Raw genomic sequence first — 25,425 nt, 5'->3', positions numbered from 1 at the left:
TGAGAAATTAACATTAGAAAAGACATACTGATTGACAGTATGCCTGAGTTTAAACCAGATAATATTTCATTTGAGATAACATGTAGTACTTCATTTGGATGTCTCGAGTGAGGCAGACATATCATACTTCTGCGACGACGACCTTCCCAATCGTCTTCCCACTTTCGACGAGACGATGGGCTTCTTTTAAGCTCGTTGCGTTCAGCCCCGTCAATGTCTTCGTGACGGTTGTTTCGAGTTCTTTTGCATCAAGCCACGCCGCGACTTGCGTCAAGATATCATGTTGGCGCATCATGTCAGGCGTTTGGAACAGGGACCGGGTGAACATGAACTCCCAGACGAACGTCGCACTTTTTTGTTGCAAGGCACTTAAATTCAGCAATTTGTCTGTCTCGACGATACTGCAAATACTTCCTTGCGGTGCAATGACATCGACCATCGCTTCAAAATGCTGATCGGTCGCATTCAAACAAAAGATGTAGTCGACGTACGAATAGCCGAGTGCTTCCAGTTGCGGGCGGAAGTCCTCATGGTGATTGATCGTATGGTGCGCGCCATGTGCTTTCGCCCAGTCAATCGTTTCACTGCGCGAAGCCGTACCGATGACAGTCAGTCCGGCTTTGTTCGCGAGTTGCGTCGCGATTGAACCGACACCTCCGGCTGCCCCGATGATCAAAATCGTCTTGTCGAGGTTTGACTTGGCGTCAAACGATAGATGGAGGCGGTCAGTTAACGCTTCGTATGCCGTCAGTGTCGTCAACGGTAAGGCTGCTGCTTCGGCGAACGTCAACCGTGCTGGTTTTTTTGCGATAATTCGCTCGTCGACGAGTTGGAACGTACTGTTTGATCCCGGACGATCGATGGCACCGGCATAATACACTTCGTCACCGACTTCGAACCGTCCGACGTCACTCCCGACTTCGACGACGATTCCGGCAGCATCATACCCGATGACTTTCGGTTCCGTTTCATCTTGACCGTGTGCCCGGACTTTCGTATCGACCGGATTGACGGAAACGGCTTTGACTTCGACGAGTACATCATGACCAGTCGCTTCCGGTCGTGGCAGTTCGAGATCAATCAAACTATTCTCTTCTGTAATCGGCAAGTGTTGGTGAAATCCAATGGCTTTCATCTGTGTCATCTGTCGTCATCCTTTCCTGTTTCACGTATCTCTTCAAAATGTTCCACCGTGTAGCTGAAATGAAACGTCTACAGAAAGAAGGAAACGCTAACGCTTTGAGTGCTAATGCTACATCAACTAAAAAGCCCCCATCTCAGACAACGCGAGTAAAGATACGTATCCGTGTGAGTAAGGGGCTTTTTGAACGAGTATTATAATGCAGGTGTTTTTGTCGGGGCGACTCCAGTAGTTGCGTAAGTTGCATCGATGTCTTGGCGGATTTTTTTGATCGGTGTTCCTTGTTGGTAGGCGACGATCGATTGAGCGGCGATATCGAGACATGTCCCGCATGTGATGCCGTGTGTCGTCCACGTCGTTTCACCTGCTGCTGTCTGATCGGCGATGAAACAGTCATAGTTACTCGTATGACCGGCCGTTTCGCCGCATCCACAGTAACACGGCATTTTTTCAAGTAAGTCTTGATGCTTGGCGACAGCAAGATAAATCGTTTGGATCGATTCATCGGTTTCTTTTAAGAAAGCGGGTGCAATCGTCTTGGCACTCGTTTTTTCGAGTTGATCCCCTGCACCGTGCGTCTCGTGCTCTGCATGTTCTGTGCTCATCTGCTTGTCTGTCTGTTGTTCCGCTGGGGCACAAGCGCCGAGCGCTAGACTTGCCGTCAACGTTAGTGTAAACCAACGTACTTGTCGTTTCATGAACTTCCCTCCAAATCGATTTCCTCTATCAGTCAGTATACCGTGTCGTTTAATCGATTTGAGAGGGGGATGATGACGATTCGATGACTAGCTCATTTCAATTGTTGTTCAATCGTATCGAAGTTCGCTTCCATCATCGTCAAATAGGTCGATCCGTCTTTTCCTTCGGCACCGAGTGAATCGGTGTAGAGCGTACCACCGATCGGGACGCCGGTTTCACGCGAGACAGTTTCCATGCTCCGACGATCGACGCTCGTTTCGACGAACAGGACGGGAATCTCTTGTTGTTTAATCAAGTCGACGATGCGGCGAACTTGATCCGGCGTCCCTTGATTATCTGAATTGATTTCCCAAATGTAATCGGCTTTAAAATCGTAAGCATCACTAAAGTATTTAAACGCACCTTCGCTCGTAATCAGATGACGTTGTTCTTCCGGTATCCGGGCAAAGCGTTCTTTTGCTCGCGTATCGAGTGTTTCAAGTTCTTGAATATAGGACGATGCATTTTTTTCATAATCAGCTTTATGTTCCGGGTCTTCTTTAATGAGACCGTCTTTGACATTTTCGACATACTGAATTCCGTTTTGAAGATCGAGCCACGCATGGGGATCGGTTTCCTGCTCTTTCCCTTTAGATGTCAGGTATTGAGGGGGGACACCTTGACTCAGTTCATAGACAGGAGCATCTTTATCGTCTTTGTTCGTACTTGAACGTAATTTGTTGAACCAGGAACCTCCAGCTTCAAGGTTGAGTCCGTTGTAAAAGACGACATCGGCATCTGCCATTTTTCGAACATCCGTCGGAAGCGGGTCATACTCATGCGGGTTTGCTCCGATTTTGACCATACTATGAACCTCGACGTGTTCGCCGCCGACGACGCGGGCCATGTCCTCTAAAATCGAATAGGTCGTGACGACCTGAAGTTTATCGTTGTCTGTAGATTCACTTGAACATCCAGCGAGTAGCGCGCTGAGACCGACGATTGGAATGAGCGTTTTTAATTTCATGAAGCAACCTCCTTTGTTGATGTTTTCCATTTCCGCATCAAGCCGTGGCGCGGGGAAAAAATGAAGACGAGCGCAAACAATGCGGTTGCGACGAGAACAATCGACGCACCAGAAGATAAATTATACGTGAAGCTCAAGTAAAGACCGATGATGGCGGAAATCGTTCCGAAGCTGGCCGACAGGAAAATCATCCGTGAGAGCCGGTTCGTCAACAGGTAGGCTGTCGCAGCAGGCGTAATCAGCATCGCGACGACGAGAATGATGCCGACGGTCTGCAGAGAAGCGACCGTCACGAGCGTCAACATCATCATCAATAAATAATGGATGAATCGTGTCGAAAGACCGTAGGCAGCTGCCATCGTCGGATCGAACGAGGTCACGAGTAACTCCTTGTAAAAGAGATAAATGCCGCCGAGGACGATGATTCCGATGATGAGGGTCATCCACATATCACTCGGACGGACGGCGAGCACGTTACCGAACAGGATGTGGTACAGGTCGCTGCTACTGCGTAAAAATGAAATCAGGATAATCCCGAGCGCGAAGGCGGACGTAAAGAGAATCCCGATTGCCGTATCATTCTTGATACGACTGTTTTGGCTGACGAATCCAATCCCGAGCGCCGTCAAGAGACCTGTCGCGACCGCTCCGATGAAGAAGTTGATTCCGAGCAAGTAGGAAATCGCGACACCGGGTAAGACGGCGTGCGAAATTGCGTCGCCCATCAAAGACATGCCGCGCAAAATGATGAAACATCCGATCACGCCGCAAATCACACCGACCATGATGGACGTGATGAGTGCTTTTTGTAAAAAATCATATTGAAAAATCGCTTCGATGAAATTCATGAGGAGACCTCCGCTTTCTTCAAGAAGGCAAGTGGATTCCCGTAAGCCCCTTCAATCGTATCTGCTTGCAAGACCTTTTCCGGTCGACCGTACGCGATTGTTGTCTTGTTAAGGAGTAATAATTCGTCAAAATAATCCGCTGCCTTACTCAAATCGTGATGGACGACGATGATCGTTTTCCCTTCGTCACGCAACGTGCGCAGGAGATCGATGATGACACGTTCACTGACGATATCGACACCGACGAACGGTTCGTCGAGTAATAAAAGTTCAGCTTCCTGGGCAAGCGCACGAGCTAAGAAGACCCGTTGTTGCTGTCCGCCAGACAGTTCACCGATTTGGCGGTCGGCGAACTCGCTCATGCCGACGCGTTCGAGACAAGCACTCGCAAAAGCGCGGTGGTGTTTGTTCGGTCGTTTGAACAACCCGAGCTTCGGATAACAACCGATCAGTACGGCATCGAGGACACGAATCGGAAAATCCCAATCGATGGCACTCCGTTGTGGGACATAGGCGATTTGAGTTCGCGTCGCATCAATCGTTTGTCCGAGCAGGGTGATTTTTTTAGCTTGCGCAGGAATCAACTCCATCAAGGCTTTAATGAACGTCGATTTTCCGGCCCCGTTCGGACCGATGATGCCGACGAGCTGACCGGATAAAATGTTTAACGATACATCTTCAAGTGCCGTTGTCTCAAAATAGGAGACAGATAATTGTTCTACTTCTATGGCGTACATCGTACATGCTCCTTTCAAATTTTAGTAGAGGTATAAAAAGTTTCCTTAGGGCAAAAAAAAGAACTAAAAAAAATAGATTGCGCAAAGTCAGTTATCGTTCTCTTAACTATAAATGTTTCCTTAGGGCAAACTTTAACGGGTTTGTCTGCAAATGTCAACTGGATTCAAAGGGGGAGCTTTCGAACATCTCATGCTAAGATATAGAAGGAGAAAACGTGGGGGGTGGTAACGTGAGTCAGTCGAATGAACAACAGTGGAAGTTATTGTTGCTAGACGCGCTGTTAAAAGAGCGTCGTGAACAAGCACAACAAGCGATTGAGGAAGTCTATCCCTATGACTTAGCAAAGCTGTATGTCGAATTAGAGCCAGTCGAGCAAGAACGGCTGCTTCGTTATCTCGATCACGAGCGTTTAGCAGATGTCATTGAGGAACTTGAGCTTGAACAACAATTAGAAGTCTTGCGTCGACTCGATGTCGAACATGCCGGTCACGTGATGGACTTGATGGAAAACGATGATTTAGTCGACATCTTAGAAGAGTTGCAAGAAGAGGAAGTCGATCGTCTCCTATCCGGCATGCGGCAAGATGAAGCGCTCGTCGTCCGTAACCTCTTGACCTATCCGGTCGAGACGGCCGGTCGCTTGATGACGAACCGGTTTATTTGGGTCCCGGAAGACTTCACGGTCGGGGAGACCGTCGAGAAGATGCGTGACTACATCGAGTACTCGGAAACGATTAATTACGTCTACGTCGTCAATCAGTTGAGTGAACTCGTCGGCGTCATCTCGTACCGGAATTTAATTCTCGCGAATAATTCCGAACGAATTGGCGACGTCATGGATCAAAAAGTTATCCGTGTCTCGGCTGAAACCGATCAGGAAGATGTCGCGAAGATGTTCGAACGCTATGATCTCGTATCGTTACCTGTCGTCGAAGGCGATGTACTCGTCGGTCTGATTACGGTCGATGATGCGTTAGATGTCTTACGGGAAGAAGCGAATGAGGACATCGAGAAGCTGGCGGCGTCCGGTAAGTCGATTGATTTTGAGACGAAACCACTGATTGCCGCAACACGTCGGTTGCCCTGGTTGATTTTATTACTGTTCATCGGCCTCGTTTCTGGTTCGATCATCAGTCAGTTCGAGGAGACACTATCGAAAGTCGTGGCGCTTGCCTTCTTCATGCCGATGATTGCCGGGATGACCGGAAATACAGGAACGCAATCACTTGCGGTCGTCGTCCGGGGATTGATTACACGGGAAGTCGACAAAAAGGTCGTCACGCGTTTGATTTTACGGGAATTCCGCGTCGGTTTAATCATCGGGGTGACGTGCGGAATTTTAATCGCCATCATTGCCTATGTCTGGCAAGGAAATCCGATTCTTGGTCTCGTCGTTGGTAGTTCGTTAATCATCACGTTGATTTTCGGAACGCTCGCCGGAACGATCATTCCGCTGATTTTGCACCGGTTGAAGATTGACCCGGCGATTGCCTCGGGTCCACTCATCACGACGCTCAATGATATTTTGTCGTTACTCGTTTATTTCGGCATTGCGACTGCCTTTATCAATCATTTGATGTGAAACATTGAAGAAGCACGCCTGACGATATGTCAGGCGTGCTTCAGTGCGTAAATAAACTCTTGTGAAGCGTGAACATGCGATAACGAGAGACAATCCGGTCGCGCCGCTACAGCAAAGCTGCAGGGTCGCAAACGATTGCTTTTCGCGGTTCTAAGCGATTCGAGACGGATTGCGCCCTAAACCGTCTGCATGACTGGCTTTCCGTCATAGTGTTACCTAAAAGCGTCACGTTTCGTTGACTCCTGCGGGGAAAAGTGCGTTTTTAACGCACGTTCAGAGGCAGGTAAGACCCTGCTCATTGTCCGTGAGGATCAAGGAGCAACGGCTTGCGCCTCGCCCGAGGAAAGCAACGAAAAAAGACGCTTGATTTCCCGATAGCACGTTGTCTACAGTTTTTTCGTGTAGACAAAATGGTAATTGTGAAAAGAAAGCGACGCTTTTTAGGCGTGTCGCTTTGAAGACGGGAAAGCGCTATAAGGCAGTACACCTACATGAACTCTTCGACCTCGATAAGCGATACATCGCCTGAATCAAGGCGTCATCCGTTTCCAAACAGCGAGCGGACCGATATCATCAAATCCGGCTTCGAGTGCTGTGATCAGTTGATCGCCATACTCGTAGCCGACGATTCGTTGCCCAGGAAAATGGGCTGAACTGAGTCGTATGACGTCGTCCCATAAGCGTTCGTCGAGATAATCCGATGTTAAATGCGAAAGTCCCGTCGTCTGCCCGTTCGAAAAAGCGATAAAGGCCGCTTGTTGTTGATCGGAGAAAAACAGTCGGACCTCTTTTCGATTGAATAGGTCACGTGGTAAGTCATGGACGTCGACGAGTTTGAAAAACTGTTCTGCAAGCTGCACGTTTGTCACGACCGTCCAGTCAGGCGGTAGGGCCCGACGATCATAAATCGGTTGGCGGGCAATCCACTCGGCCGTAAAGAGATGAGTCAGACCGTCTTTTGAAAAATCATAACTCGCCGTACAATCTTTGATACTGCTTGCTGTATCGAGCGTTAAGTGTTGGCGGGGCGTCCGAATCATTAATTCCGGATAGAGTGCAGGTACGTCACCCGTCGCTTTCCAGCGATCCGGTGTTTCCGTGACCGTACAGCCATGGAGCTCACAAATCAATCGACACCAATCGAAATTGTTTTGTATCGCCGCTTGTCGCATTGAGTGTTCTCCCTTCATCAATCTTCGTCGGGTTGCTTAATCAATACGTACGAGAGGGTAGCAATCAAGGTCAGGAACAGACCGCATCCAATCGTAATGTAGGCCATCGTGAAGATTTTACTAAGTGTCGTCGTCGGGACGAACGTCGGGTGACCGATCGTACTGAGCGTCGTGATGCAGAAATAGAGAGCATCGACGATCGATAAATTTTCTTCGGTGCTATAGAAAATTGTCCCGGAAACTAACGTCAACAAACAGAGGAACAGGAGTCCTTGGAAATAAGAAATCTGAAACGCTCGTCGGATGCCTTTGAACAACCGTGAAAAAATCGCTAAAAATGAAATCATATAAATCTCCTTAATGCTGACGCAATGTTTTGTCCATCGTATCATGAATCCGGTAATCATTTTTACCGTTGTTTTTGACGTCATACATCGCCTGGTCCGCATGGTGAATCAATGTATCAAGGTTGATCCCATGGTCAGGTGAAAAACTGATCCCGATACTCGTTCGGATGTCGATTAATTCTTCAGCTAGCGTGAAAGGATTGACTTGGAACCGCTCGAGCAAGGACGTCGCGAAGTGATGGAGCTGTTCTGGTGTCAGGTCATAGAGCAATAAGAAAAATTCATCGCCTCCGACACGTGCTGCAAATCCGATTTCTGCGACATGCTCTTCTAACAACTGTGCGATGTGGATTAAATATTCATCACCGATTTGGTGACCAAACGTATCGTTGATTGCTTTGAATCCGTCGAGGTCGACGACGACAATCGAGCAACTCGCGTGTTGCGCGAGTTCCGCCGCAGCTGTTTCGTAAAAACTGCGCCGGTTTGGAATCTTCGTCAAGGGGTCATTATAGGCGAAGAAACGAATCGCCTGTTCCGCCTCTTTGGAAGCTTGAATGTCACGAATGAGCAACATCCCATGCAGTTCTTGTTCGATGAAAACGAAATCCCCATCCATGACGACATACCGTTCCTGTTTTTGAATCGTCGCGACTTTCGTTTCGTATTCGATGAATTGGTTAGAAGAGTCAAAGTGGTGCGTGTAATGTTCGAGCCAGTCCGTTCGCTTGTTTTGCGGCAAGTAATCAAGGAACGATTGTCCGACGAGCTCCGTTTCTTCGAGCAGTTGATAGGCGGCCGGATTGGCACTTTCGATGACGCCACTGCGGTCTAGAAGAACGATGGCTGACGGGTTCAAGTTGTAAAGTGTCGCGAAGCGTGTTTGATAAGAAGCCAAAAAGTCAAAGCGACGCATGGACATCGTGATGGCAGCCGCCCAAAAGAGTCCGCCATACATATACGCATACGGTGGGATCTTGCCGTAAAACGAAAAGTAGCCGAATAAAATATTCCAGATGAGTGTGAGCGAAGCAGCGAAAATCAATAAGGTGATAATCCCTCGCCGCGCATCGTTTAATTGTTTGCGTGTATAAACAAGTAACGTGAAGACCAAGGTGTGAAAAACATTTCCGACGGTGATCGTAATTAAATAAGATGAATTGAATTCTGGGTAAATGAACAGACCGACTTGTTCAAAACGTTGGCTGTTGATGACGTTCGTTTGAAAGAGATACGTGACGAGGACGATGAGCATCGGTGCATAAAAAATCCCAGGATACAAAAAACGGGGGATCTTTTTTCGAAGATTTGAGACACGAAAGATAAAGTGAAGAGACGTACTAAATACAAGTAATCCGGCATTCCCGAACCAGTACGTCACGAAAGCTGGACTCATTTCGATCGGCGAAGCATTTCGGAAAAATTCGCCTAAGAACATCATCCCGTAAGCAAATGTGAACAGACTTAACAGGCGGTGTTCCGCTCGTTTCGGGTTGCGTAAGAAAATGTCGACGGACATATAAAACATGATGAACGTGGGGAGTAGATAAACTGCAGTAAACAAAAATAATGTCGTCATGACAAGACCGCCCTTTCTAAGATGTAGGTATATAGTCTCAGTATAGGACGTCTGACGAGAGGATGACGGCGTTTTTTTTACAAGAGGGAAATCATTCAAGATTTAATGTCAATTGACGTGTCTTCGTGATACCGATTAATCCAGACGGATCGGCAGACGTCTTATGGGCGACGAAAGCCTCGTCGACCGGTGTCGTGCGGACGCGCAACGGTTTCGGTTCTTTCATGTGGACGAGCGTATAGACGAGTTCAGCGATTTCGTTTGATGCCTGACGCGTCGCATGGTGTTTCCGGTACAGACGTAAATAGTTTTCGACGATTGGTTTGAAATCATCCTCATGCAAGCCACCTGACTGTTCAAGCTGGTCAAGAACGGTTGCCGTGAAGTTTGTCTCGACGGCACCGGGCTCGATCAGGGTCACATCAATTGAAAAGAACGGCTTGTAATAGGTCGCGAGGCTTTCAAGTAAACCTTCGACGGCAAATTTGCTCGCACAATAAATTTCATTGAGTGGTTGTCCGACGAGCCCGCTCGTACTTGAAGTCGCGAGCAAGTGACTCCCGTGCGGTGCCGCTTTTAACAGGGGCAGACACTGTTCAATCGTTCGCATCACACCAAAGACGTTTGTCTCAAACAGTTGGTTGATCTCATAACTCGTCGCCTGCCCGATTGCCCGCAGTAAGCCTTGGCCGGCATTACAAAACAAGACATCAAGATGGCCGACCTCTTGGTCGATTTGGTGAGAAGCTGCTTTTAAACTTGCCGTATCCGTGACATCAATTGTAATGAAGCGAAGGTGAGTAGAACTAAAGTCTTCAAGTGTTTCCGTTCGTTCGCGTACCCCCGCGTAAACCGTCCATCCGGCTTCAGCAAAGCGACGAGCTGTCGCTAATCCGATTCCTGACGAGGCACCCGTAATTAACATGGATTTCATGTCATCGTCCCTCCTTATCTAATGTGGGGTTAGTTTCCTTTACCCGAATCTGGATATGTTTTAGTTGCATTAAAATTGCAATTTTTAATGAAAAAAATTAAAATAAAAGAAAGGTTGAATACAAAGGAGGTGTCTCATGGGTCAAGCAGAACGATTACAAAAGATGCGTGAATGGATTAAGACGACGCCGGAGCTGACGCTCGATCAACTGGTCGAAACGTATCAAATTTCGCGGGATACAGCACGGCGTGACATCATTCAGCTGGAAAGTGAAGGCGATATCATTCGCATCAAAAACGGGCTTGTTCGTGCGGGGGCGAAGCGCACCTTGAAGTACGATCAACGGACGGAGCAACCAGAGAAGGAACGGATTGCAAAACGGGCCTCGATGCGAATTAAGCAAGATGACCGGATTTTGCTCGATGCGGCGACGACGGTCGCGAAGATGACGGCGTATATCCCGTTCTATTCCTTACAAGTCATCACCAATTCACTCGAAATCGCGGAGCAGATCGGCGAACGGGCAAACGTCGACTTGTATGTCACAGGTGGCAAGTTCGATCCGCATGCGAGGAGTCTCGTCGGTATCAAAACAGCAGATGACATCCTGAATTATCAAGTCGACCGCGTGTTCCTCGGAGCGTGTGGACTGACAAGTGAAGGGGTATTCGCAGAAAATTTAGAAGAAGCGATCGTCAAAAAGGCGATGATTCGGAGCGGGGCAGAAGTGATCGTCTTAGCCGACCGGACGAAGTTCGACAAACGTTTTTTCCATAAAGTCTGTAGCTTCGAACAACTCGATGTCCTGATTACGAACGAGCGTCCATCTGCGGACTGGGAAGAACGACTACATCAAGCAAACGTCACGATTGAAGTGGCGAAGGAGGAATTGACATGACACCCATCCAAACCACGATTGTCGGATTCGGCTTTTCAGCCGTGACGTTCCATGCCCCACTACTCGAGGCGTTACCCGAATTCCATGTCCGACAAGTCGTCTCACGGGACGCGGAAAAAGTCCACCGGGTATTCCCGGAAGCGCGTGTCGTTGCGACGCTCGACGAAGCCTTGCGCGACGAAGCAACAGAGCTCGTCGTCATCACGACACCGACAGGTCTGCATTTCGAGATGGCGAAACAAGCAATCGAAGCAAACAAACATGTCTTACTCGAAAAACCGGCCGTCGTTACGATTGAGGAAGGGGAGGCGCTACTGGCACTTGCCGAACAACATCGGGTGCATGTCGCCGTGTATCACAACCGTCGTTATGACGGTGACTTCCTGACGGTCGAGCAATTGATAGAAGCCAATGAAATCGGTGATTGGCAACTGCTCGAGTCACGTTTTGATCGTTATCGCCCGGTCGTCCGTGACCGCTGGCGGGAGAAGCAGGGAGCGGGTTCCGGCATCTTGTTTGATCTCGGTTCCCATTTGATTGATCAAGCGCTTGCCTTGTTCGGTGAACCGGACGAATTGACGGGTGACGTCTTGATGCAACGTGAGGGGGCAGAGACGGATGACGGCTTCCATATCACGCTGCACTATGGCAAACGCCGGGTGATTCTTCGCTCGACATCATTCGTCCAGGGGCCGACACCACGTTTTGAGTTGCACGGTACGCGGGGAAGCTATGTGAAATACGGTATGGACCCGCAAGAAGCGCGACTTGCTTCAGGGCGGAAAGCGGACGGGACGTTAGGTGAGGACGACCCGGAGGACTTTGGTCATCTGCAGCTGGCAGACGAGGCAGCAGAACGGCTGGAAACGCTGTCCGGGAATTACCTCGGCTATTACCGCGACTTAGCGGACGGGTTAGCGACAGGACGACTGCCGGTCGACTTGCATGATGCTTTGAAGACAATGAAGCTGATTGAAGCCGTCCGCAAGAGTAGCGAAGACGGACGGACGATTCGTCGGAAGGAGTGGGACGTATGAACATCGAGACGTTACTCGAGCAAGAACAACAGCTCGTCTTGACGCGTTTGACGAATCAAGAGGCGATTGCTGCCGGACAATATGTCATTGAGCGGGCACTGCGCGAAGAGTTAGCAGTTGCCGTCGAAATCAAACGCAATGGACAACGGCTGTATTACGCGGCACTCGAAGGAACGGCTCCCGATCAAGAGGAGTGGATTCGACGGAAATCAAACGTCGTCACCCGTCACGGACATAGCTCGCTCTACATGCGTGTCTACAATGAGCTAAAGCAACGGTCCTACCATACGATGTACGCCGTTGCACCAGCTGATTATGCGGACGCGGGGGGATCGTTTCCGATTCGGGTCGCAGGCGTCGGAATCATCGGAACACTGACTGTGTCAGGGTTGTCACAAGAGGCCGATCATCAATTAGCGGTCGATGCGTTGACTTTCTTAAAACAACGAATGAAGTAAGGAAAGACCGTGTCCCCGATTCAGGGAACACGGTCTTTTCGATTATTAAAAATAAAAATGATTCTTATACCTGTTCCCGATCGTTCGATTTTACTAGTGCATGGGTTATTTTCTCACCGGATGCAGGTACGAATCCAAGACGACGATAAAAACCATCTGCGGCATCAGAGAAGAGTATGAGCCGGTCATAACTTAAGAAAGCTTCCTGGATCATCTTCTCGAGTAATCTCGTTCCGACTCCTTTGGACCGTGCTTCCGGTAACACATAGACGTGCCGAATCCGGCCGGTCGAAGCTTCATGCGGTTGTTTCGTATAACCACCACAGGCGATGGGTTGCCCGATCGACGAAAGGACGATGAATAGCGCCTCGCCGGGCTCTTGAAAGGTTTCGTCGCGGCGGTTCCGTAACATGTACTCGATGAATCGAAATCCTTCCTGCGAGCTTTTCGCAAGTAAAGGTAACCAATTGTATCCATCAAAATCGTTTACACGTTCAATCGTCATCTCCATCAATGATTCCTCCTTCTTCTCCCTCCATTATTCCTTTATTAGTGAGGACAGAAACACAAAAATGAAGCAAATTAATCTTTTTTCGAATAGAGACTGGATTTTTAAAAGCCATTTTGCGTATAATGAGAAGTAATGGATTGAACGCAAATGAAAGGAAGTGGCCGTCACAATGAGCCTCAGCCGTTTGAGTAAAGAAAAAATTACTGAACTTTCACTGATTGAATTCGTCAATGAAATGCTTCAAGAAGCTGGCGAACAGCCAATCACTTTCGATGACATCACGAAAGAAATTGAAAAGTATCATTCGTTTACAGGTGAAGAAGACAAGTTCGAGAAACTTGCTCAACTCTATACAGACATGAACATCGACGGAAACTTCGTTAACGTCGGAGCAAACCGTTGGTCACTCCGTGCTTGGTATCCGTTTGATAAGTCAGACGAGGATCTCGTCATCGAAGCACGTCAACGTGGTGAACTCGATGAGTTCGAAGAAGAGTTCAACTATGACGCAGAAGAAGATGAATTCGAGACAATCGAAGATGACCTCGATACATTCGCGAAGACAGCGGACTATGATTCAGCTGACGACACGGAAGACGATTCTTTCAAGAAAGTTGCAGCAATCGACGATCTTGAAGATGATTTAGAAGAAGACGATCTCGAAGACTTCGAGGACGACGAAGAAGAAGTATAAACAACCGTACAACTGCGATTTCGAACAAGAAATCGTAGTTTTTTCATTGACGGCTGACTAAGGACGAAAGATTTTTATTTGTTAAAAATCTGCTTGACGAAGTTTTCGGAATGACGTAAGTTAGTCATGGGCTTCTTTAAGCAACGTGCTTAATTTCAGCAAAAGTGTCTCCTGCAAATGGGGGCACTTTTGCTTTTTTTATTTTATTAGACCTCTGCTAGATTTTTGGACTTGAGAAGGGAGCATTTTATTCATGACAAAGTATATTTTCGTAACCGGTGGGGTAGTATCTTCGCTTGGAAAAGGAATCACGGCCGCTTCACTCGCACGGTTGCTCAAAAACCGTGGTCTGAACGTCACGATTCAAAAATTTGACCCATACATCAACATCGACCCAGGTACGATGAGCCCGTATCAACACGGTGAAGTATTCGTCACGGATGATGGCGCGGAGACCGATCTTGATTTAGGTCACTACGAGCGTTTCATCGACATCAACTTGAGCCAAAACGCAAACGTGACATCCGGTCGCATCTATTCGACGGTTCTCAAAAAAGAGCGTCGCGGTGATTATAACGGCGGAACGGTTCAGGTCATCCCGCACATCACGAATGAGATCAAGGACCGTGTCTTCCGTGCCGGTAAAGAGACAGGCGCAGATGTCGTCATCACGGAGATTGGTGGAACAGTAGGGGATATCGAATCGCTTCCGTTCATCGAAGCCATTCGCCAAGTCAAGAACGATATCGGAAAAGAAAATGTCATGTATGTTCACTGTACGCTCGTCCCGTATCTTGCAGCAGCAGGTGAATTGAAAACAAAACCGACACAACACAGTGTCAAAGAACTCCGCAGTTACGGAATTCAGCCGGACATCATCGTGCTTCGTTCAGAGCATGCGGTCCCGCAAGAAATGAAAGATAAAATCGCACTCTTCTGTGATACACGTCCGGAAGCCGTCATCGAAGCACAAGATGCATCGACACTGTACGAAGTCCCACTCAACTTGCAACGTCAAGGCATGGATCAACTCGTTTGTGATTACTTCAAGTTCGATACACCGTCAGCTGACATGACAGCGTGGAAGCAACTCGTCCATACGGTGACGCATCTTGAGAAGAAAACGAAGATTGCACTCGTCGGAAAATACGTTGAGCTCCGTGACGCGTACATCTCAGTTGCTGAATCGCTCAAACACGCCGGTTTCGCCTTCAATAGTGACATCGACATCGACTGGATCAATGCAGAAGACGTGACGCGTGAAAACGTCGCCGAATTACTTGGTTCAGCAGATGGAATTCTCGTTCCAGGCGGATTCGGAGAACGCGGCATCGAAGGAAAAATCGAAGCGACGCGTTTCGCGCGTGAAAACAACGTTCCGTTCTTCGGTATTTGCCTCGGCATGCAGCTTGCAACAGTCGAATTCGCACGTAACGTCTTGAACCTCGAAGGGGCACACTCGGCTGAAATCGACCCGTCGACACCATATCCGATCATCGACTTGCTCCCTGAACAAAAGGACATCGAAGATCTCGGTGGAACGCTGCGTCTCGGTCTTTACCCGTGTAAGCTTGAAGAAGGTTCAAAAGCACGTGCGGCGTATTCGAGCGAGCTTGTCTACGAACGTCACCGTCACCGTTATGAGTTCGGGAACGAGTTCCGTGAGCAGTTCGAAGCGAACGGCATGATTTTCTCGGGTACGAGTCCGGACGGCCGTCTCGTTGAAATCATCGAGATTCCAGAACACAAATGGTTCGTCGCGTGTCAGTTCCACCCGGAATTGATTTCACGTCCAGAACGTCCGCAAGCACTCTTCCATGACTTCATCCGAGCGTCACTTGGAGAATAAGAAGTAGGACAAGCAAATCAACCCCCTGTCTCCAAGCGGAAACAGGGGGTTTTGATGTGTAGACAAACTCTTATGAAGCGTGAAGAGTCTGCATGAGCTTGCTGTCATGACACGCTTCCCTGTCTCGACTTGTCTTTCCCTACGGTATTGCCTAAAAAGCGTCTTTTTTCGTTTTTGCCGCTGCTAGCGCGAAATCGCATTTTTCCCTGTAGGAGTCACAGGCTACGAATCTATGATTGTGAAGGGGACATATCTCTAAAATTTCAATGATTCCGTAGTTTAAGGACGCTTTTTAAATTTATCTGCTATAATGATAGCGAATTCATTCCTACAAATTTAAGTGGAAGGTGTAGATAGCGATGACCGCCAAGTATAAGCAAGTTGCAGAACAAATCGAGACGGATATCGTAAATCACGTCTATCAACATACAAACAAGTTGCTCACAGAAGACGAATACGCGACAAAATATGGAATCAGCCGTAATACTGTCCGAAAAGCGATTGAGATTCTTGTGAATAAAGGATATGTCTATCAAGTACAAGGGAGTGGGGTGTTCGTTCGGGATCATTACAACAGCGATTATGTGAATCTCGAAAAACTCCAAGGATTGACTAGTGACTTTAGTGGACGGAAAGTCGAAACGCGTGTCCTTGCGTTTGAGCAGACGACAGCAAACGAAGAAGTTGCAGAACGAATGAAGTGTCCGGTCGGAACACCCGTTTATTACGTCAAGCGTCTTCGTCTGGTCGACGATCATCCTTTTTCAGTCGAGGATTCCTATTTTCGTAAAAGTTTAGTCATTTACCTTGATGAAAACATTATTCAGAAATCAATTTATAACTATTTACGTAATGATCAAAAACTCGCGATTGGCTTTGCTGATCGCGTCATCTATGCTGATTTTTTGAAATCAGATGACGCAGTATTACTCGAGCTGAAAGAAGATGATCCAGCCTTGCTCGTCGACAACACTGTGTATTTAACGAATGGTCAAATCTTTGACGTATCACGTGCTACACATCATTTTCGACATGTCAAAATGCTTAAAGTCTCCAATATCAAATCATGAATGTAGGCGAGAGAGTCATCTCGCTTACGTTTTTTTTGTTCACATTTTATACAATAAGAAAGGGTTTACATAAAATTTAACGCGTGCTATTATCAACTTGTAGAATTTGTACCTATGAATCTTATTTATCCATACAAAAAGGAGAGATACAATGGTTTCTGAAACGATTGACATTACACCGGAAGATATATTTGGTCTCATCGCCCTCTCGGGAGACGCGAAAGCCAGCTACCACCAGGCAATGCTCCTCATGCAAGAAGGGAAAGTCGCGGAAGCGAATGAAGCGGTCAAGACGGGGGATGCGACATTAAAAGAAGCACATGGCATCCAAACGAAATTCGTCACGCTTGAAGCGCAAGGGAAAACAGCTACAGTAGGTGTCTTGATGGTACATGCTCAAGACCATTTGATGAATACGATTCTTGTAAAAGAAATGCTCGGATACATGATGAACATGCAAAACGAAATCAACCAACTGAAGGGAATGGATCAAAAATGATGAAAATCGGACTTTTCTGTGCGGCAGGTATGTCAACAAGTATGTTAGTGGAAAAAATGAAAGCGGTTGCTACTGAACGTGGTCTTGAAACGGAAATCGCAGCGTACCCGGAATCGGAAATGGAAACGTATGTGGATACAATCGATGTCGCGCTCCTTGGACCACAAGTCAAATATTTACTTGCGAAAGGTAAACAAATCTGTGAACCAAAAGGTGTTCCGATTGATGTCATCAATACGGTTGACTACGGCATGATGAACGGAACAAAAGTACTGGACCATGCGATCAAACTCGCAAATAAATAAACGAGGTGACGACTGTGAAAATGCCTAAAAATTTCTTGTTTGGTGCTGCCTCTGCCTCTTATCAAGTCGAAGGTGCATGGAACGAGGACGGGAAGGGTGTCTCGAACTGGGATGTCTTCTCGAAAATTCCAGGAAAGACATTTGAAAATACAAACGGTGATGTCGCGATTGATCACTATCACCGTTACAAAGAAGATATCGGACTGATGGCTGAAATGGGACTCGAGTCGTATCGTTTCTCCATCTCTTGGCCACGCATCTTCCCGAATGGCACGGGGGAAGTGAATGAAAAGGGATTAGAGTTTTACAACAACGTCATCGACGAGTGCTTAAAACACAACATCGTACCATTCGTGACGCTGTACCACTGGGATCTTCCGCAAGTACTTGAAGAACAAGGCGGCTGGCGGAGTCAGGAGACGGTCGCTGCGTTCGTCCGTTTTGCCGAGACTTGTTTTGAGGCTTTTGGGGATCGCGTCCACAACTGGATCACCTTTAACGAGACGGTCATCTTTTGTTCGCTCGGCTACTTGTCAGGTGCACACCCACCAGGAATCGAAGGAGATGCAAAGGCGTATTTCCAAACGACGCATAACGTCTTCGTCGCACATGCGCGCACGATCGAAAGCTTTAAGCAGGCGGGTTATGAAGGTGAAATTGGCATCACACATGTGTTTAATCCAGCGTTCAGCATCGATAATGAGGCGGATAATAAGTTTGCTGAGATGCACGCGAATGAATTTTCGACACACTGGTTCTATGATCCAATTTTAAAAGGAACATATCCGGAATATGTCGTCAAACAGTTGGATCAACAAAATCTTCTTCCTGACTGGACGGAAGAGGAGCTCGACTTGCTCAAACGGACAGCTCCGATGAATGATTTCATTGGTCTTAATTATTATTGCCCGCAACGTGTCATGAAAAATGATACAGCACTCGTCATGGCAGGCGGACGTGAAAATTCGACAGGTCGCCCTGGGAATCCATCGTTCGATGGTGTTTACAAGACGGTCTTGATGGATGATAAAGTGTATACGAAGTGGGGCTGGGAAATTGCGCCGGATGCTTTCCTCGAAGGAATGCGGATGCTAAAAGCCCGTTATGGCGATGTCAAAATCTACATCACAGAGAACGGACTTGGTGACGTCGATCCAATCGTCGGCGAAGAAATCAAAGATACACCACGAATCGAATACATTGAAGGTCATTTACGTGCGGTGAAGCATGCCGTTCAAGAAGGAATCAACGTCTCGGGTTACTATGCGTGGTCGGTCATTGATCTTCTGAGCTGGCTGAACGGCTATAAAAAACAGTACGGCTTCATCTATGTCGATCATGCAAATGGTCTTGCTCGTAAAAAGAAACAGTCGTTCCATTGGTATCGAGAAATCATCGCCACGCGCGCTGCAGACCTATAAGGAGGTTTCCGAATGAGCCGTCTAGAAACCGCATTCGAAAAAGTCACACCAGCTTTTGCTCGTTTTGCGAATGCAAAACCTGTTCTCGCTATTAAAGATGGATTTATTTTGACAATGCCGATGACTATCATCGGATCACTTTTCCTACTGATTTTGGCACTTCCGATTCCGGGGTGGGCAAATTTCATGTCAGGGTTATTTGGGGCAGATTGGACGTTACCGCTGACGCAGGTCGTTGGAGCGACATTCGACATCCTTGCTTTGATTGGTGTATTTGGCATTGCCTATTCCTACGTCAAAAATGAAAAGATTGAGGGGGTGCCGGCTGGTATCCTTGCAATTATCTCGTTTTTAATCATTACTCAAGCTTCAGTCCTTTCGGAATCAGGAGAAGTCGTAAACGGGGTCGTGCCAAAAGTTTGGACAGGCGGACAAGGGGTCATGGCAGCGATTCTTGTTGGATTAGTTGTCGGGTTCGTTTATTCGCAGTTCATCAAGCGTGGAATCAGTATCAAAATGCCGGATGGCGTCCCACCAGGTGTGGCCAATTCGTTTTCAGCGCTCGTACCGGGATTAGCTGTCATCACACTGTCAGTTGTGACGTTTGCGGTATTCCAGGCGTTCGCTGATCGGACGTTCACGGAAGTCATTTATGACGTTCTTCAAGCACCGATTCAAAACTTAACGGATACGCTTGCTGGAGCAGTGCTCATCATGGTTTTGATGTCTGTTATGTGGTGGTGCGGCATTCATGGTGCGGCAATCATCATGGGGATTATGGGACCATTGTTGACAGCAAATGCATTGCAGAACCAAGCGCTCATCGACTCGGGGAAAGAACTTGTCGTCGGAGAGAATGCAAAGATCGTTACGATTCAGTTTCTTGATGTATTTACGAAACTTGGCGGTACTGGAATTACGATTGGTTTCATCATCGCAACGCTTATGGTTGCGCGTTCAGCTCACTTGAAGCAGCTCGGCAAATTGTCGCTTGCACCGAGTCTGTTTAACATCAATGAGCCAGTCATCTTTGGGATGCCGATCGTCTTCAATCCGGTCATGTTTATCCCGTTCGTCATTGTTCCGGCGATTGCATCATTCATGGTCTATTTCACGATTTTGTGGGGATGGGTCGAACCGTTTAATGCCTTGCAAGTTCCGTGGACGACTCCGCCAATCATCTCAGGGTTCTTGATAGGAGGATGGCGGGCAGCACTCTTACAGATTGCGACGATTGCTATGTCCGTTGCGATTTACTTGCCTTTCGTTCGAATGCAGGATCAAATCTCATATGGAGAAGAAGTCAAAGCACAGGAAGATCAAGTTTCGGCATAAAACCGTGCTCATAGAAAAACCGATCGATTCCTCTTTTGAAATAATAGGGGAGTCGGTCGGTTTTAATTGTTTTGTATGGAACCATGTATTTTGTGTGTCACCCATCGAAAGAGGACGACATGAAAGAGTGATACTCGGTTAAATTTTTGCATAGATCGCATCTAGGATTCAGCAGTCATTACTATAGAAGAAAAGCGTCAATCCCACTCTTCCGTCATCTCTTGCAGTTGTGTCAAGATATGTGTCAGTAAAAAGGCACCGAGGGCAAGACTTGGCAACCCGTGACGCGATCCGTCTTCAGCCGGGAGCAACCCTTTATTGAATGTTAAGGCGAGCGGTGCGATGGAGCGCTCGAGCGTCTCTGTTACATCTCCAAACGTGACAATCGCATACGGTGTATGCCATGAATCATAGCGGGCGAGAGAGGCGAGGAAATCTGACCGTTCCGTATCCGGTGTGAAGATTAAAATCCGGTCGACGGCATGCAAGGTTTTATGATCTTTGATTTTTGTGACGCGTTTCATCTGGTCGGGTCCTTCTGACAGCATCGGATAGAGTCCCGTGAACTCACCATAAGCATCGACGTAAACCTTTCCTTCACCAACGAGCGCTTGAGCCAACAAACGGACGACATCGAACAATTCGTCCTCCTGTTTGACGAGACTTTGCAGTTTTCCGTTGAATTGAGTCGCTAAAATTTTCATCATGGGTGAACATCCTCTCTAAATTTCTATCACAGACAGTATATAGCAAGTTTTACTTTAATGTAGAATGGAAATAACTAGAGGGGGAGTGTGAATGATGAAAGGGAGACTACTCATCGCGGAAGATGAACCAGGTATTCGGAATTTACTGGCACAGTTATTCAAGGCGCAAGGGTACATCACGGATTTAGCGGTCGATGGAATCGAGACGATTGAACGATTACACGAAGCGGATTACGATCTGCTGTTGATGGATGTCAACATGCCTGGGAAAACAGGGATTGAAGTGTTGCGTCATCAAGATCAAATCGGACGTCCGATCCGGACGATTTTAATGACGGCGCTCAGTGAAAAAGAAGCGATGGAAGAAGCGAAACGACTCGGTGTCGTCGCCTTCTTCGGAAAGCCGTTTGACATCTTTGAACTGAAAAAAGAAGTGACTGTGCAGATTTCGAACGATGTAAGCGGTTAATCCTTCACGTCGTCGACACAAACCTGAAAACTGAGTGAAATGCTGTACGTTCAAGCGAATCAGTATGTTATAATCAGTCTGAAATTACACGATCCCGTGTAAGCAGCGATCAAAACAGAGGAGGATGTCATTATGCCATTAGTATCTATGACAGACATGTTAAACAAAGCTCTCGAAGGTAAGTATGCAGTAGGTCAATTCAACATCAACAACCTCGAGTGGACTCAAGCGATTCTCGGTGCGGCTCAAGAAGAGCAATCACCAGTTATCCTTGGTGTATCTGAAGGTGCAGCACGTCACATGGGCGGATTCTACACGGTTGTTAAAATGGTAGAAGGTCTCGTTCACGACATGAAAGTGACAGTTCCTGTTGCAATTCACCTCGACCACGGTTCAAGCATTGAAAAATGTAAAGAAGCGATCGACGCTGGATTTACATCTGTAATGATCGATGATTCACACAGCCCAATCGACACAAACATCGAAACAACTAAAGCAGTTGTTGAATATGCACACGCTAAAGGTGTTTCTGTAGAAGCAGAAGTTGGAACTGTCGGTGGACAAGAAGACGACGTCGTCGGTGACGTTATGTACGCCAAACTTGACGAGTGCGTTCGCATCGTTAAAGAAACAGGAATCGACACGCTCGCTCCAGCACTCGGTTCTGTACACGGGCCTTACAAAGGTGAACCAAACCTTGGTTTTGCTGAAATGGAAGAAATCCGTAACGCGACAGACCTTCCACTCGTTCTTCACGGTGGTACTGGAATCCCGACACACGATATCGAAAAAGCGATTTCGCTCGGTACTTCTAAAATCAACGTCAACACAGAGAACCAAATTTCATTCGCGAAAGTCGTTCGCGAAGTATTGGCTGAGAAACCAGAAGAATATGACCCACGCGTATTCATCGCACCAGGTCGCGAAGCAATCAAACAAACAGTCATCGGCAAGATGCGTGAGTTTGGTTCAAGCAACAAAGCATAATTTTTATCCTTTAAAATGCGGTAGACTCCGGTCTATCGCATTTTTTTTCATCTAGAAAGCAAACTGTTTTTGGAAAACGTTAGGACTTCGGGCGAAAAAAATTTATAATGGAACAGTAAGCGATTTCAAGGGAATACTTTAAGGGATGAAAGGGGAAAGATTAAAATGAGATTTTTTATCGACACAGCGAACGTAGAGGATATTAAAAAAGCACATAAAATGGGAATTTTAGATGGGGTTACGACCAATCCATCACTCGTCGCGAAAGAAGGCGTCGACTTCCATACACGTCTCCGTGAGATTTGTGAAATCGTTGGGGATGTATCCGTCAGTGCTGAAGTTATTGCACTCGATGCAGAAGGAATGATTCGTGAAGGGAAGGAACTCGCACAAATCGCACCGAACATTACGGTAAAGGTTCCGATGACACCTGCTGGTCTTGAAGCAGTTGCAGCATTGTCAAAAGAAAAAATTACGACGAACGTGACATTGATTTTCAATCCGAACCAAGCACTTCTCGCAGCACGTGCTGGAGCGACATACGTTTCGCCGTTCCTCGGACGTCTCGATGACATCGGGCAAGATGGAATGGGACTCGTCGAAACGATTGCGCAAATCTTCGTTGTCCATGATATTCCGACACAAATCATTGCAGCATCGATTCGTAACCCGATTCATGTCACGAATGCAGCACTTGCAGGTGCAGATATCGCGACGATTCCGTTCAACGTCATTGAGTCGTTGACACACCACCCATTGACGACTCAAGGAATCGAGAAGTTTCTCGCGGACTGGGAAAAAGCCCAGCAATAATAGATGGTGAAGAAAGGTTGATGGATAGTGGACATTTTGCATATCGTAGGGCAACAACGCCTTGAAGGAACGGTCTTGATCAGCGGTTCGAAACAAAGTGCGATTCCATGCCTCGCGGCTGCACTCTTAACGGATCAGCAAGTCGTACTTGAGGGTGTGCCGGACATTGGCGACGTTACGACGATGATCCAAATCATGGAGACGCTTGGAGCCGTCGTGACACGTCAAGGCGATATGGTGACGATTGACCCGAGTCAAGTCGAACCAATGCCTTTGACGGGAGCTGAGACACGGAAATTACGTGGATCAATCTACCTCATGAGCATTCTTGCAGCGCGATTTAAACAGGGGGTCGTCGGTCTACCCGGTGGCTATGCCATCGGTCCTCGACCGATTGATTTGCATATTAAAGCACTCGAGCGTCTCGGTGTTTCGATGCGAAACGAACAAGGTGTTTACTACATGCGTGTCGAAGAGTTAAAGGGTAACCGCATCTATCTTGATTTACCTTCCTTCGGTGCGACAATCAGTGCGTTACTCGTCGCCGTCATGGCGGAAGGAACGACAGTGATTGAAAATGCCGCCTGTGACCCGGAAGTGATCGATGTCAGTACGATGCTTACGAACATGGGAGCGAGTGTCAAAGGTGCAGGGACCGATGAAATTCGCATCAAAGGGATTAAATCGCTTCAAGGCTGTCGTCATACACTGATTCCTGACCGGATGGAGGCGGGAACATTTCTGACGATGGGCGCCGTCCTTGGACGCGTCACGGTCGACAACGTCATTCCGTTACATCTGGAAAGCATCATTCAAAAACTCGAACGGTTCGGTGCGAAGATTGAAGTCGCAGACGATGCAGTCACGGCTTCGATCGGGGAAATGAAACCGGTCGATATCAGGGTTTTCCATTACGGTGGGTTTCCGAGTGATATGCAACCAATCATCTCAGCGGCGCTTTTGCAAGCGAAGGGTGCGAGCATCGTCGTTGATAAGCTGTACCCACAACGTTTTCGTCACGTCCAAGAAATGCGTCGCCTGAGTGCACGGATTACACATGAGGATACTGCTTCCATCATCATCCGCGGCGGTGAAACGTTGTTTGGGACAGAACTCGAGGCGAAAGATCCGCGTGGCGCGGCAGCACTCGTTCTAAGTGGAATGCTCGCTTCAGGCGAAACGTTGTTGCATCATGCTGAACTCATCGATCAAAGTTATGAACGGTTCGATGAAAAGTTAAAAGGGCTCGGGGCCCTCGTATGGCGAGAAACGGTCTGACCGATTTTTAGCAAAAGAGAGGGGACATACACATGGAAAGAAGTCTATCAATGGAACTTGTACGCGTAACGGAGGCAGCGGCACTTGCCTCTGCCCGCTGGATGGGGAAAGGTTTGAAGAATGAGGCAGATGACGCGGCGACAAGCGCAATGCGTGATGTCTTCGATACGATCCCGATGAAGGGAACGGTCGTCATTGGCGAAGGTGAGATGGATGAAGCACCGATGCTCTACATTGGAGAAAAGCTTGGAAATGGATATGGCCCACGACTCGATGTTGCCGTCGACCCGCTTGAAGGAACGAACATCGTCGCAAAAGGAACATGGGGTGCGCTTGCCGTACTTGCTGTTGCAGATGCCGGCGATTTGCTCCATGCACCGGACATGTATATGGATAAAATTGCTGTCGGTCCGGAAGCAGCAGGTCACGTCAGCTTAGATGCGACGATTGAAGAAAACATCGCCGCTGTCGCGAAAGCTAAAAATAAAGACATCGAAGACGTCGTCGTCTCGATTCTTGATCGTGAACGTCATGAAGAAGTCATTCAACGGATTCGGGCAACGGGAGCACGGATTCGCTTGATTGGTGACGGGGATGTCGCAGCGGCAATCAATACCGCATTCCCGCATACAGGGATTGATTTACTGCTCGGTTCAGGTGGGGCACCGGAAGGCGTACTCGCAGCCGTCGCACTCAAGTGTCTCGGTGGTGAACTCCAAGGCCGTCTGCTTCCGGCAGACGAGGCGGAAGTCGCACGCTGTAAGAAGATGGGGATTGAAGATCCGTCAAAAATCCTCATGATGGACGATCTTGTTTCAGGAGATGACTGTATCTTTGCTGCAACGGGCGTAACGGACAGCGAGCTGATGAAAGGTGTTCAGTTCTCCGGCCAAGGTGGACAAACGCACTCTGTCGTCATGCGTGCAAAATCAGGAACCGTTCGTTTCGTCGAAGGACATCACTCGTTCAAAAAGAAACCGAAGCTCGTCATCAAGTAATGCATGAAACTGAGCAAAACAAAGAAAGACCTTTCCGATTTTTTCGGAAA

27 protein-coding genes are annotated in these 25,425 nt (G+C 47.7%); 16 read left to right on the top strand and 11 right to left on the bottom strand.

Annotated elements, in window-relative coordinates; genetic code table 11:
- Positions 1–121: 121 nt before the first annotated feature.
- From P403_RS0106390 to P403_RS0106370, 5 genes are all read right to left on the bottom strand, one after another.
- Complete coding sequence (locus P403_RS0106390; RefSeq protein WP_029331839.1) at positions 122–1,144, bottom strand: zinc-binding alcohol dehydrogenase family protein; 1,023 nt, start codon at positions 1,142–1,144, stop codon at positions 122–124.
- Positions 1,145–1,335: 191 nt separating this feature from the next.
- Complete coding sequence (locus P403_RS0106385) at positions 1,336–1,839, bottom strand: PCYCGC motif-containing (lipo)protein (RefSeq protein ID WP_029331838.1); 504 nt, start codon at positions 1,837–1,839, stop codon at positions 1,336–1,338.
- Between the two features lie 92 nt (positions 1,840–1,931).
- Positions 1,932–2,846, bottom strand: coding sequence for a metal ABC transporter substrate-binding protein (locus P403_RS0106380; protein ID WP_029331836.1), 915 nt, complete (start codon positions 2,844–2,846; stop codon positions 1,932–1,934).
- Positions 2,843–3,694: a metal ABC transporter permease gene (locus tag P403_RS0106375; protein WP_029331835.1), complete on the bottom strand. Its 852-nt coding sequence runs from the start codon at positions 3,692–3,694 to the stop codon at positions 2,843–2,845. The genes P403_RS0106380 and P403_RS0106375 overlap by 4 nt, the downstream gene beginning before the upstream one ends.
- Positions 3,691–4,431: a metal ABC transporter ATP-binding protein gene (locus P403_RS0106370; RefSeq protein WP_029331834.1), complete on the bottom strand. Its 741-nt coding sequence runs from the start codon at positions 4,429–4,431 to the stop codon at positions 3,691–3,693. The genes P403_RS0106375 and P403_RS0106370 overlap by 4 nt, the downstream gene beginning before the upstream one ends.
- A 230-nt stretch (positions 4,432–4,661) precedes the next feature.
- On the opposite strand from P403_RS0106370, the gene mgtE reads away from it, so the two are divergent.
- Positions 4,662–6,014, top strand: a complete 1,353-nt coding sequence (gene mgtE / locus P403_RS0106365) for a magnesium transporter (RefSeq protein ID WP_029331833.1) — start codon at positions 4,662–4,664, stop codon at positions 6,012–6,014.
- A 530-nt stretch (positions 6,015–6,544) separates the two neighbouring features.
- Here mgtE and P403_RS0106360 read toward each other — a convergent pair.
- The 4 genes from P403_RS0106360 to P403_RS0106345 form a co-directional block, all read right to left on the bottom strand.
- Positions 6,545–7,186, bottom strand: coding sequence for a hypothetical protein (locus P403_RS0106360; protein ID WP_029331832.1), 642 nt, complete (start codon positions 7,184–7,186; stop codon positions 6,545–6,547).
- A 17-nt stretch (positions 7,187–7,203) separates the two neighbouring features.
- Positions 7,204–7,533 (bottom strand): potassium channel family protein, encoded by a 330-nt coding sequence (locus P403_RS0106355; RefSeq protein ID WP_029331830.1) that lies wholly within the window; start codon positions 7,531–7,533, stop codon positions 7,204–7,206.
- Between the two features lie 10 nt (positions 7,534–7,543).
- Positions 7,544–9,112: a GGDEF domain-containing protein gene (locus P403_RS0106350; RefSeq protein WP_029331828.1), complete on the bottom strand. Its 1,569-nt coding sequence runs from the start codon at positions 9,110–9,112 to the stop codon at positions 7,544–7,546.
- 91 nt (positions 9,113–9,203) lie between these two features.
- On the bottom strand, positions 9,204–10,046 hold the full coding sequence (locus P403_RS0106345; protein WP_029331826.1) for an SDR family NAD(P)-dependent oxidoreductase: 843 nt from the start codon (positions 10,044–10,046) through the stop codon (positions 9,204–9,206).
- A 136-nt stretch (positions 10,047–10,182) separates the two neighbouring features.
- Here P403_RS0106345 and P403_RS0106340 point away from each other — a divergent pair, with 136 nt between their 5' ends.
- Genes P403_RS0106340 through P403_RS0106330 form a run of 3 tightly spaced genes read left to right on the top strand, consistent with a single transcriptional unit; the run spans position 10,183 to position 12,439 of the window.
- Positions 10,183–10,944: a DeoR/GlpR family DNA-binding transcription regulator gene (locus P403_RS0106340; protein WP_029331825.1), complete on the top strand. Its 762-nt coding sequence runs from the start codon at positions 10,183–10,185 to the stop codon at positions 10,942–10,944.
- Positions 10,941–11,981, top strand: coding sequence for an oxidoreductase (locus tag P403_RS0106335; protein ID WP_029331823.1), 1,041 nt, complete (start codon positions 10,941–10,943; stop codon positions 11,979–11,981). Before P403_RS0106340 ends, P403_RS0106335 begins: the two co-directional genes overlap by 4 nt.
- Positions 11,978–12,439: a heme-degrading domain-containing protein gene (locus P403_RS0106330; protein WP_029331821.1), complete on the top strand. Its 462-nt coding sequence runs from the start codon at positions 11,978–11,980 to the stop codon at positions 12,437–12,439. The genes P403_RS0106335 and P403_RS0106330 overlap by 4 nt, the downstream gene beginning before the upstream one ends.
- Before the next feature lie 64 nt (positions 12,440–12,503).
- On the opposite strand, the gene P403_RS0106325 is transcribed toward P403_RS0106330, so the two are convergent.
- Positions 12,504–12,950, bottom strand: a complete 447-nt coding sequence (locus tag P403_RS0106325; protein ID WP_029331817.1) for a GNAT family N-acetyltransferase — start codon at positions 12,948–12,950, stop codon at positions 12,504–12,506.
- Positions 12,951–13,119: 169 nt separating this feature from the next.
- Here P403_RS0106325 and rpoE point away from each other — a divergent pair, with 169 nt between their 5' ends.
- The 7 genes from rpoE to P403_RS0106290 all read left to right on the top strand — a co-directional run bounded on the left by rpoE (position 13,120) and on the right by P403_RS0106290 (position 20,123).
- Complete coding sequence (gene rpoE / locus P403_RS0106320) at positions 13,120–13,644, top strand: DNA-directed RNA polymerase subunit delta (RefSeq protein ID WP_029331815.1); 525 nt, start codon at positions 13,120–13,122, stop codon at positions 13,642–13,644.
- Positions 13,645–13,897: 253 nt separating this feature from the next.
- On the top strand, positions 13,898–15,493 hold the full coding sequence (locus P403_RS0106315; RefSeq protein ID WP_029331814.1) for a CTP synthase: 1,596 nt from the start codon (positions 13,898–13,900) through the stop codon (positions 15,491–15,493).
- Positions 15,494–15,852: 359 nt separating this feature from the next.
- Complete coding sequence (locus P403_RS0106310; protein ID WP_029331813.1) at positions 15,853–16,563, top strand: GntR family transcriptional regulator; 711 nt, start codon at positions 15,853–15,855, stop codon at positions 16,561–16,563.
- Between the two features lie 151 nt (positions 16,564–16,714).
- Entirely contained in the window at positions 16,715–17,062 is a 348-nt protein-coding gene (locus P403_RS0106305) for a PTS lactose/cellobiose transporter subunit IIA (RefSeq protein WP_029331812.1), read from the top strand.
- Positions 17,059–17,367 carry a PTS sugar transporter subunit IIB gene (locus tag P403_RS0106300; protein ID WP_029331810.1) on the top strand — a complete coding sequence of 103 codons (309 nt, stop codon included), beginning with the start codon at positions 17,059–17,061 and terminating at the stop codon, positions 17,365–17,367. The genes P403_RS0106305 and P403_RS0106300 overlap by 4 nt, the downstream gene beginning before the upstream one ends.
- Positions 17,368–17,381: 14 nt before the next feature.
- Positions 17,382–18,788, top strand: coding sequence for a glycoside hydrolase family 1 protein (locus P403_RS0106295; protein ID WP_029331808.1), 1,407 nt, complete (start codon positions 17,382–17,384; stop codon positions 18,786–18,788).
- 12 nt (positions 18,789–18,800) lie between these two features.
- On the top strand, positions 18,801–20,123 hold the full coding sequence (locus P403_RS0106290; protein ID WP_029331807.1) for a PTS sugar transporter subunit IIC: 1,323 nt from the start codon (positions 18,801–18,803) through the stop codon (positions 20,121–20,123).
- A gap of 197 nt (positions 20,124–20,320) precedes the next feature.
- On the opposite strand, the gene P403_RS0106285 is transcribed toward P403_RS0106290, so the two are convergent.
- A complete protein-coding gene (locus P403_RS0106285) occupies positions 20,321–20,830 on the bottom strand; it encodes a DUF2529 family protein (protein WP_029331806.1) in 510 nt (169 codons plus the stop codon).
- Between the two features lie 91 nt (positions 20,831–20,921).
- Here P403_RS0106285 and P403_RS0106280 point away from each other — a divergent pair, with 91 nt between their 5' ends.
- From P403_RS0106280 to glpX, 5 genes are all read left to right on the top strand, one after another.
- Positions 20,922–21,299 carry a response regulator gene (locus P403_RS0106280; RefSeq protein WP_235195186.1) on the top strand — a complete coding sequence of 126 codons (378 nt, stop codon included), beginning with the start codon at positions 20,922–20,924 and terminating at the stop codon, positions 21,297–21,299.
- 132 nt (positions 21,300–21,431) lie between these two features.
- Positions 21,432–22,286, top strand: a complete 855-nt coding sequence (gene fba, locus P403_RS0106275; protein WP_029331802.1) for a class II fructose-1,6-bisphosphate aldolase — start codon at positions 21,432–21,434, stop codon at positions 22,284–22,286.
- A 165-nt stretch (positions 22,287–22,451) separates the two neighbouring features.
- Positions 22,452–23,099: a fructose-6-phosphate aldolase gene (gene fsa / locus P403_RS0106270; protein WP_029331801.1), complete on the top strand. Its 648-nt coding sequence runs from the start codon at positions 22,452–22,454 to the stop codon at positions 23,097–23,099.
- Positions 23,100–23,126: 27 nt separating this feature from the next.
- Positions 23,127–24,377, top strand: coding sequence for a UDP-N-acetylglucosamine 1-carboxyvinyltransferase (gene murA / locus P403_RS0106265; protein WP_029331798.1), 1,251 nt, complete (start codon positions 23,127–23,129; stop codon positions 24,375–24,377).
- 32 nt (positions 24,378–24,409) lie between these two features.
- The gene (glpX, locus tag P403_RS0106260) at positions 24,410–25,375 is read left to right on the top strand and encodes a class II fructose-bisphosphatase (RefSeq protein WP_029331797.1); all 966 of its coding nucleotides are present in this window, start codon (positions 24,410–24,412) and stop codon (positions 25,373–25,375) included.
- The last annotated feature ends 50 nt before the right edge of the window (positions 25,376–25,425 follow it).

The organism is Exiguobacterium oxidotolerans JCM 12280, from assembly GCF_000702625.1.
GTDB lineage: Bacteria > Bacillota > Bacilli > Exiguobacteriales > Exiguobacteriaceae > Exiguobacterium_A > Exiguobacterium_A oxidotolerans.
This window is presented reverse-complemented; position numbering and strand designations above follow the sequence as displayed.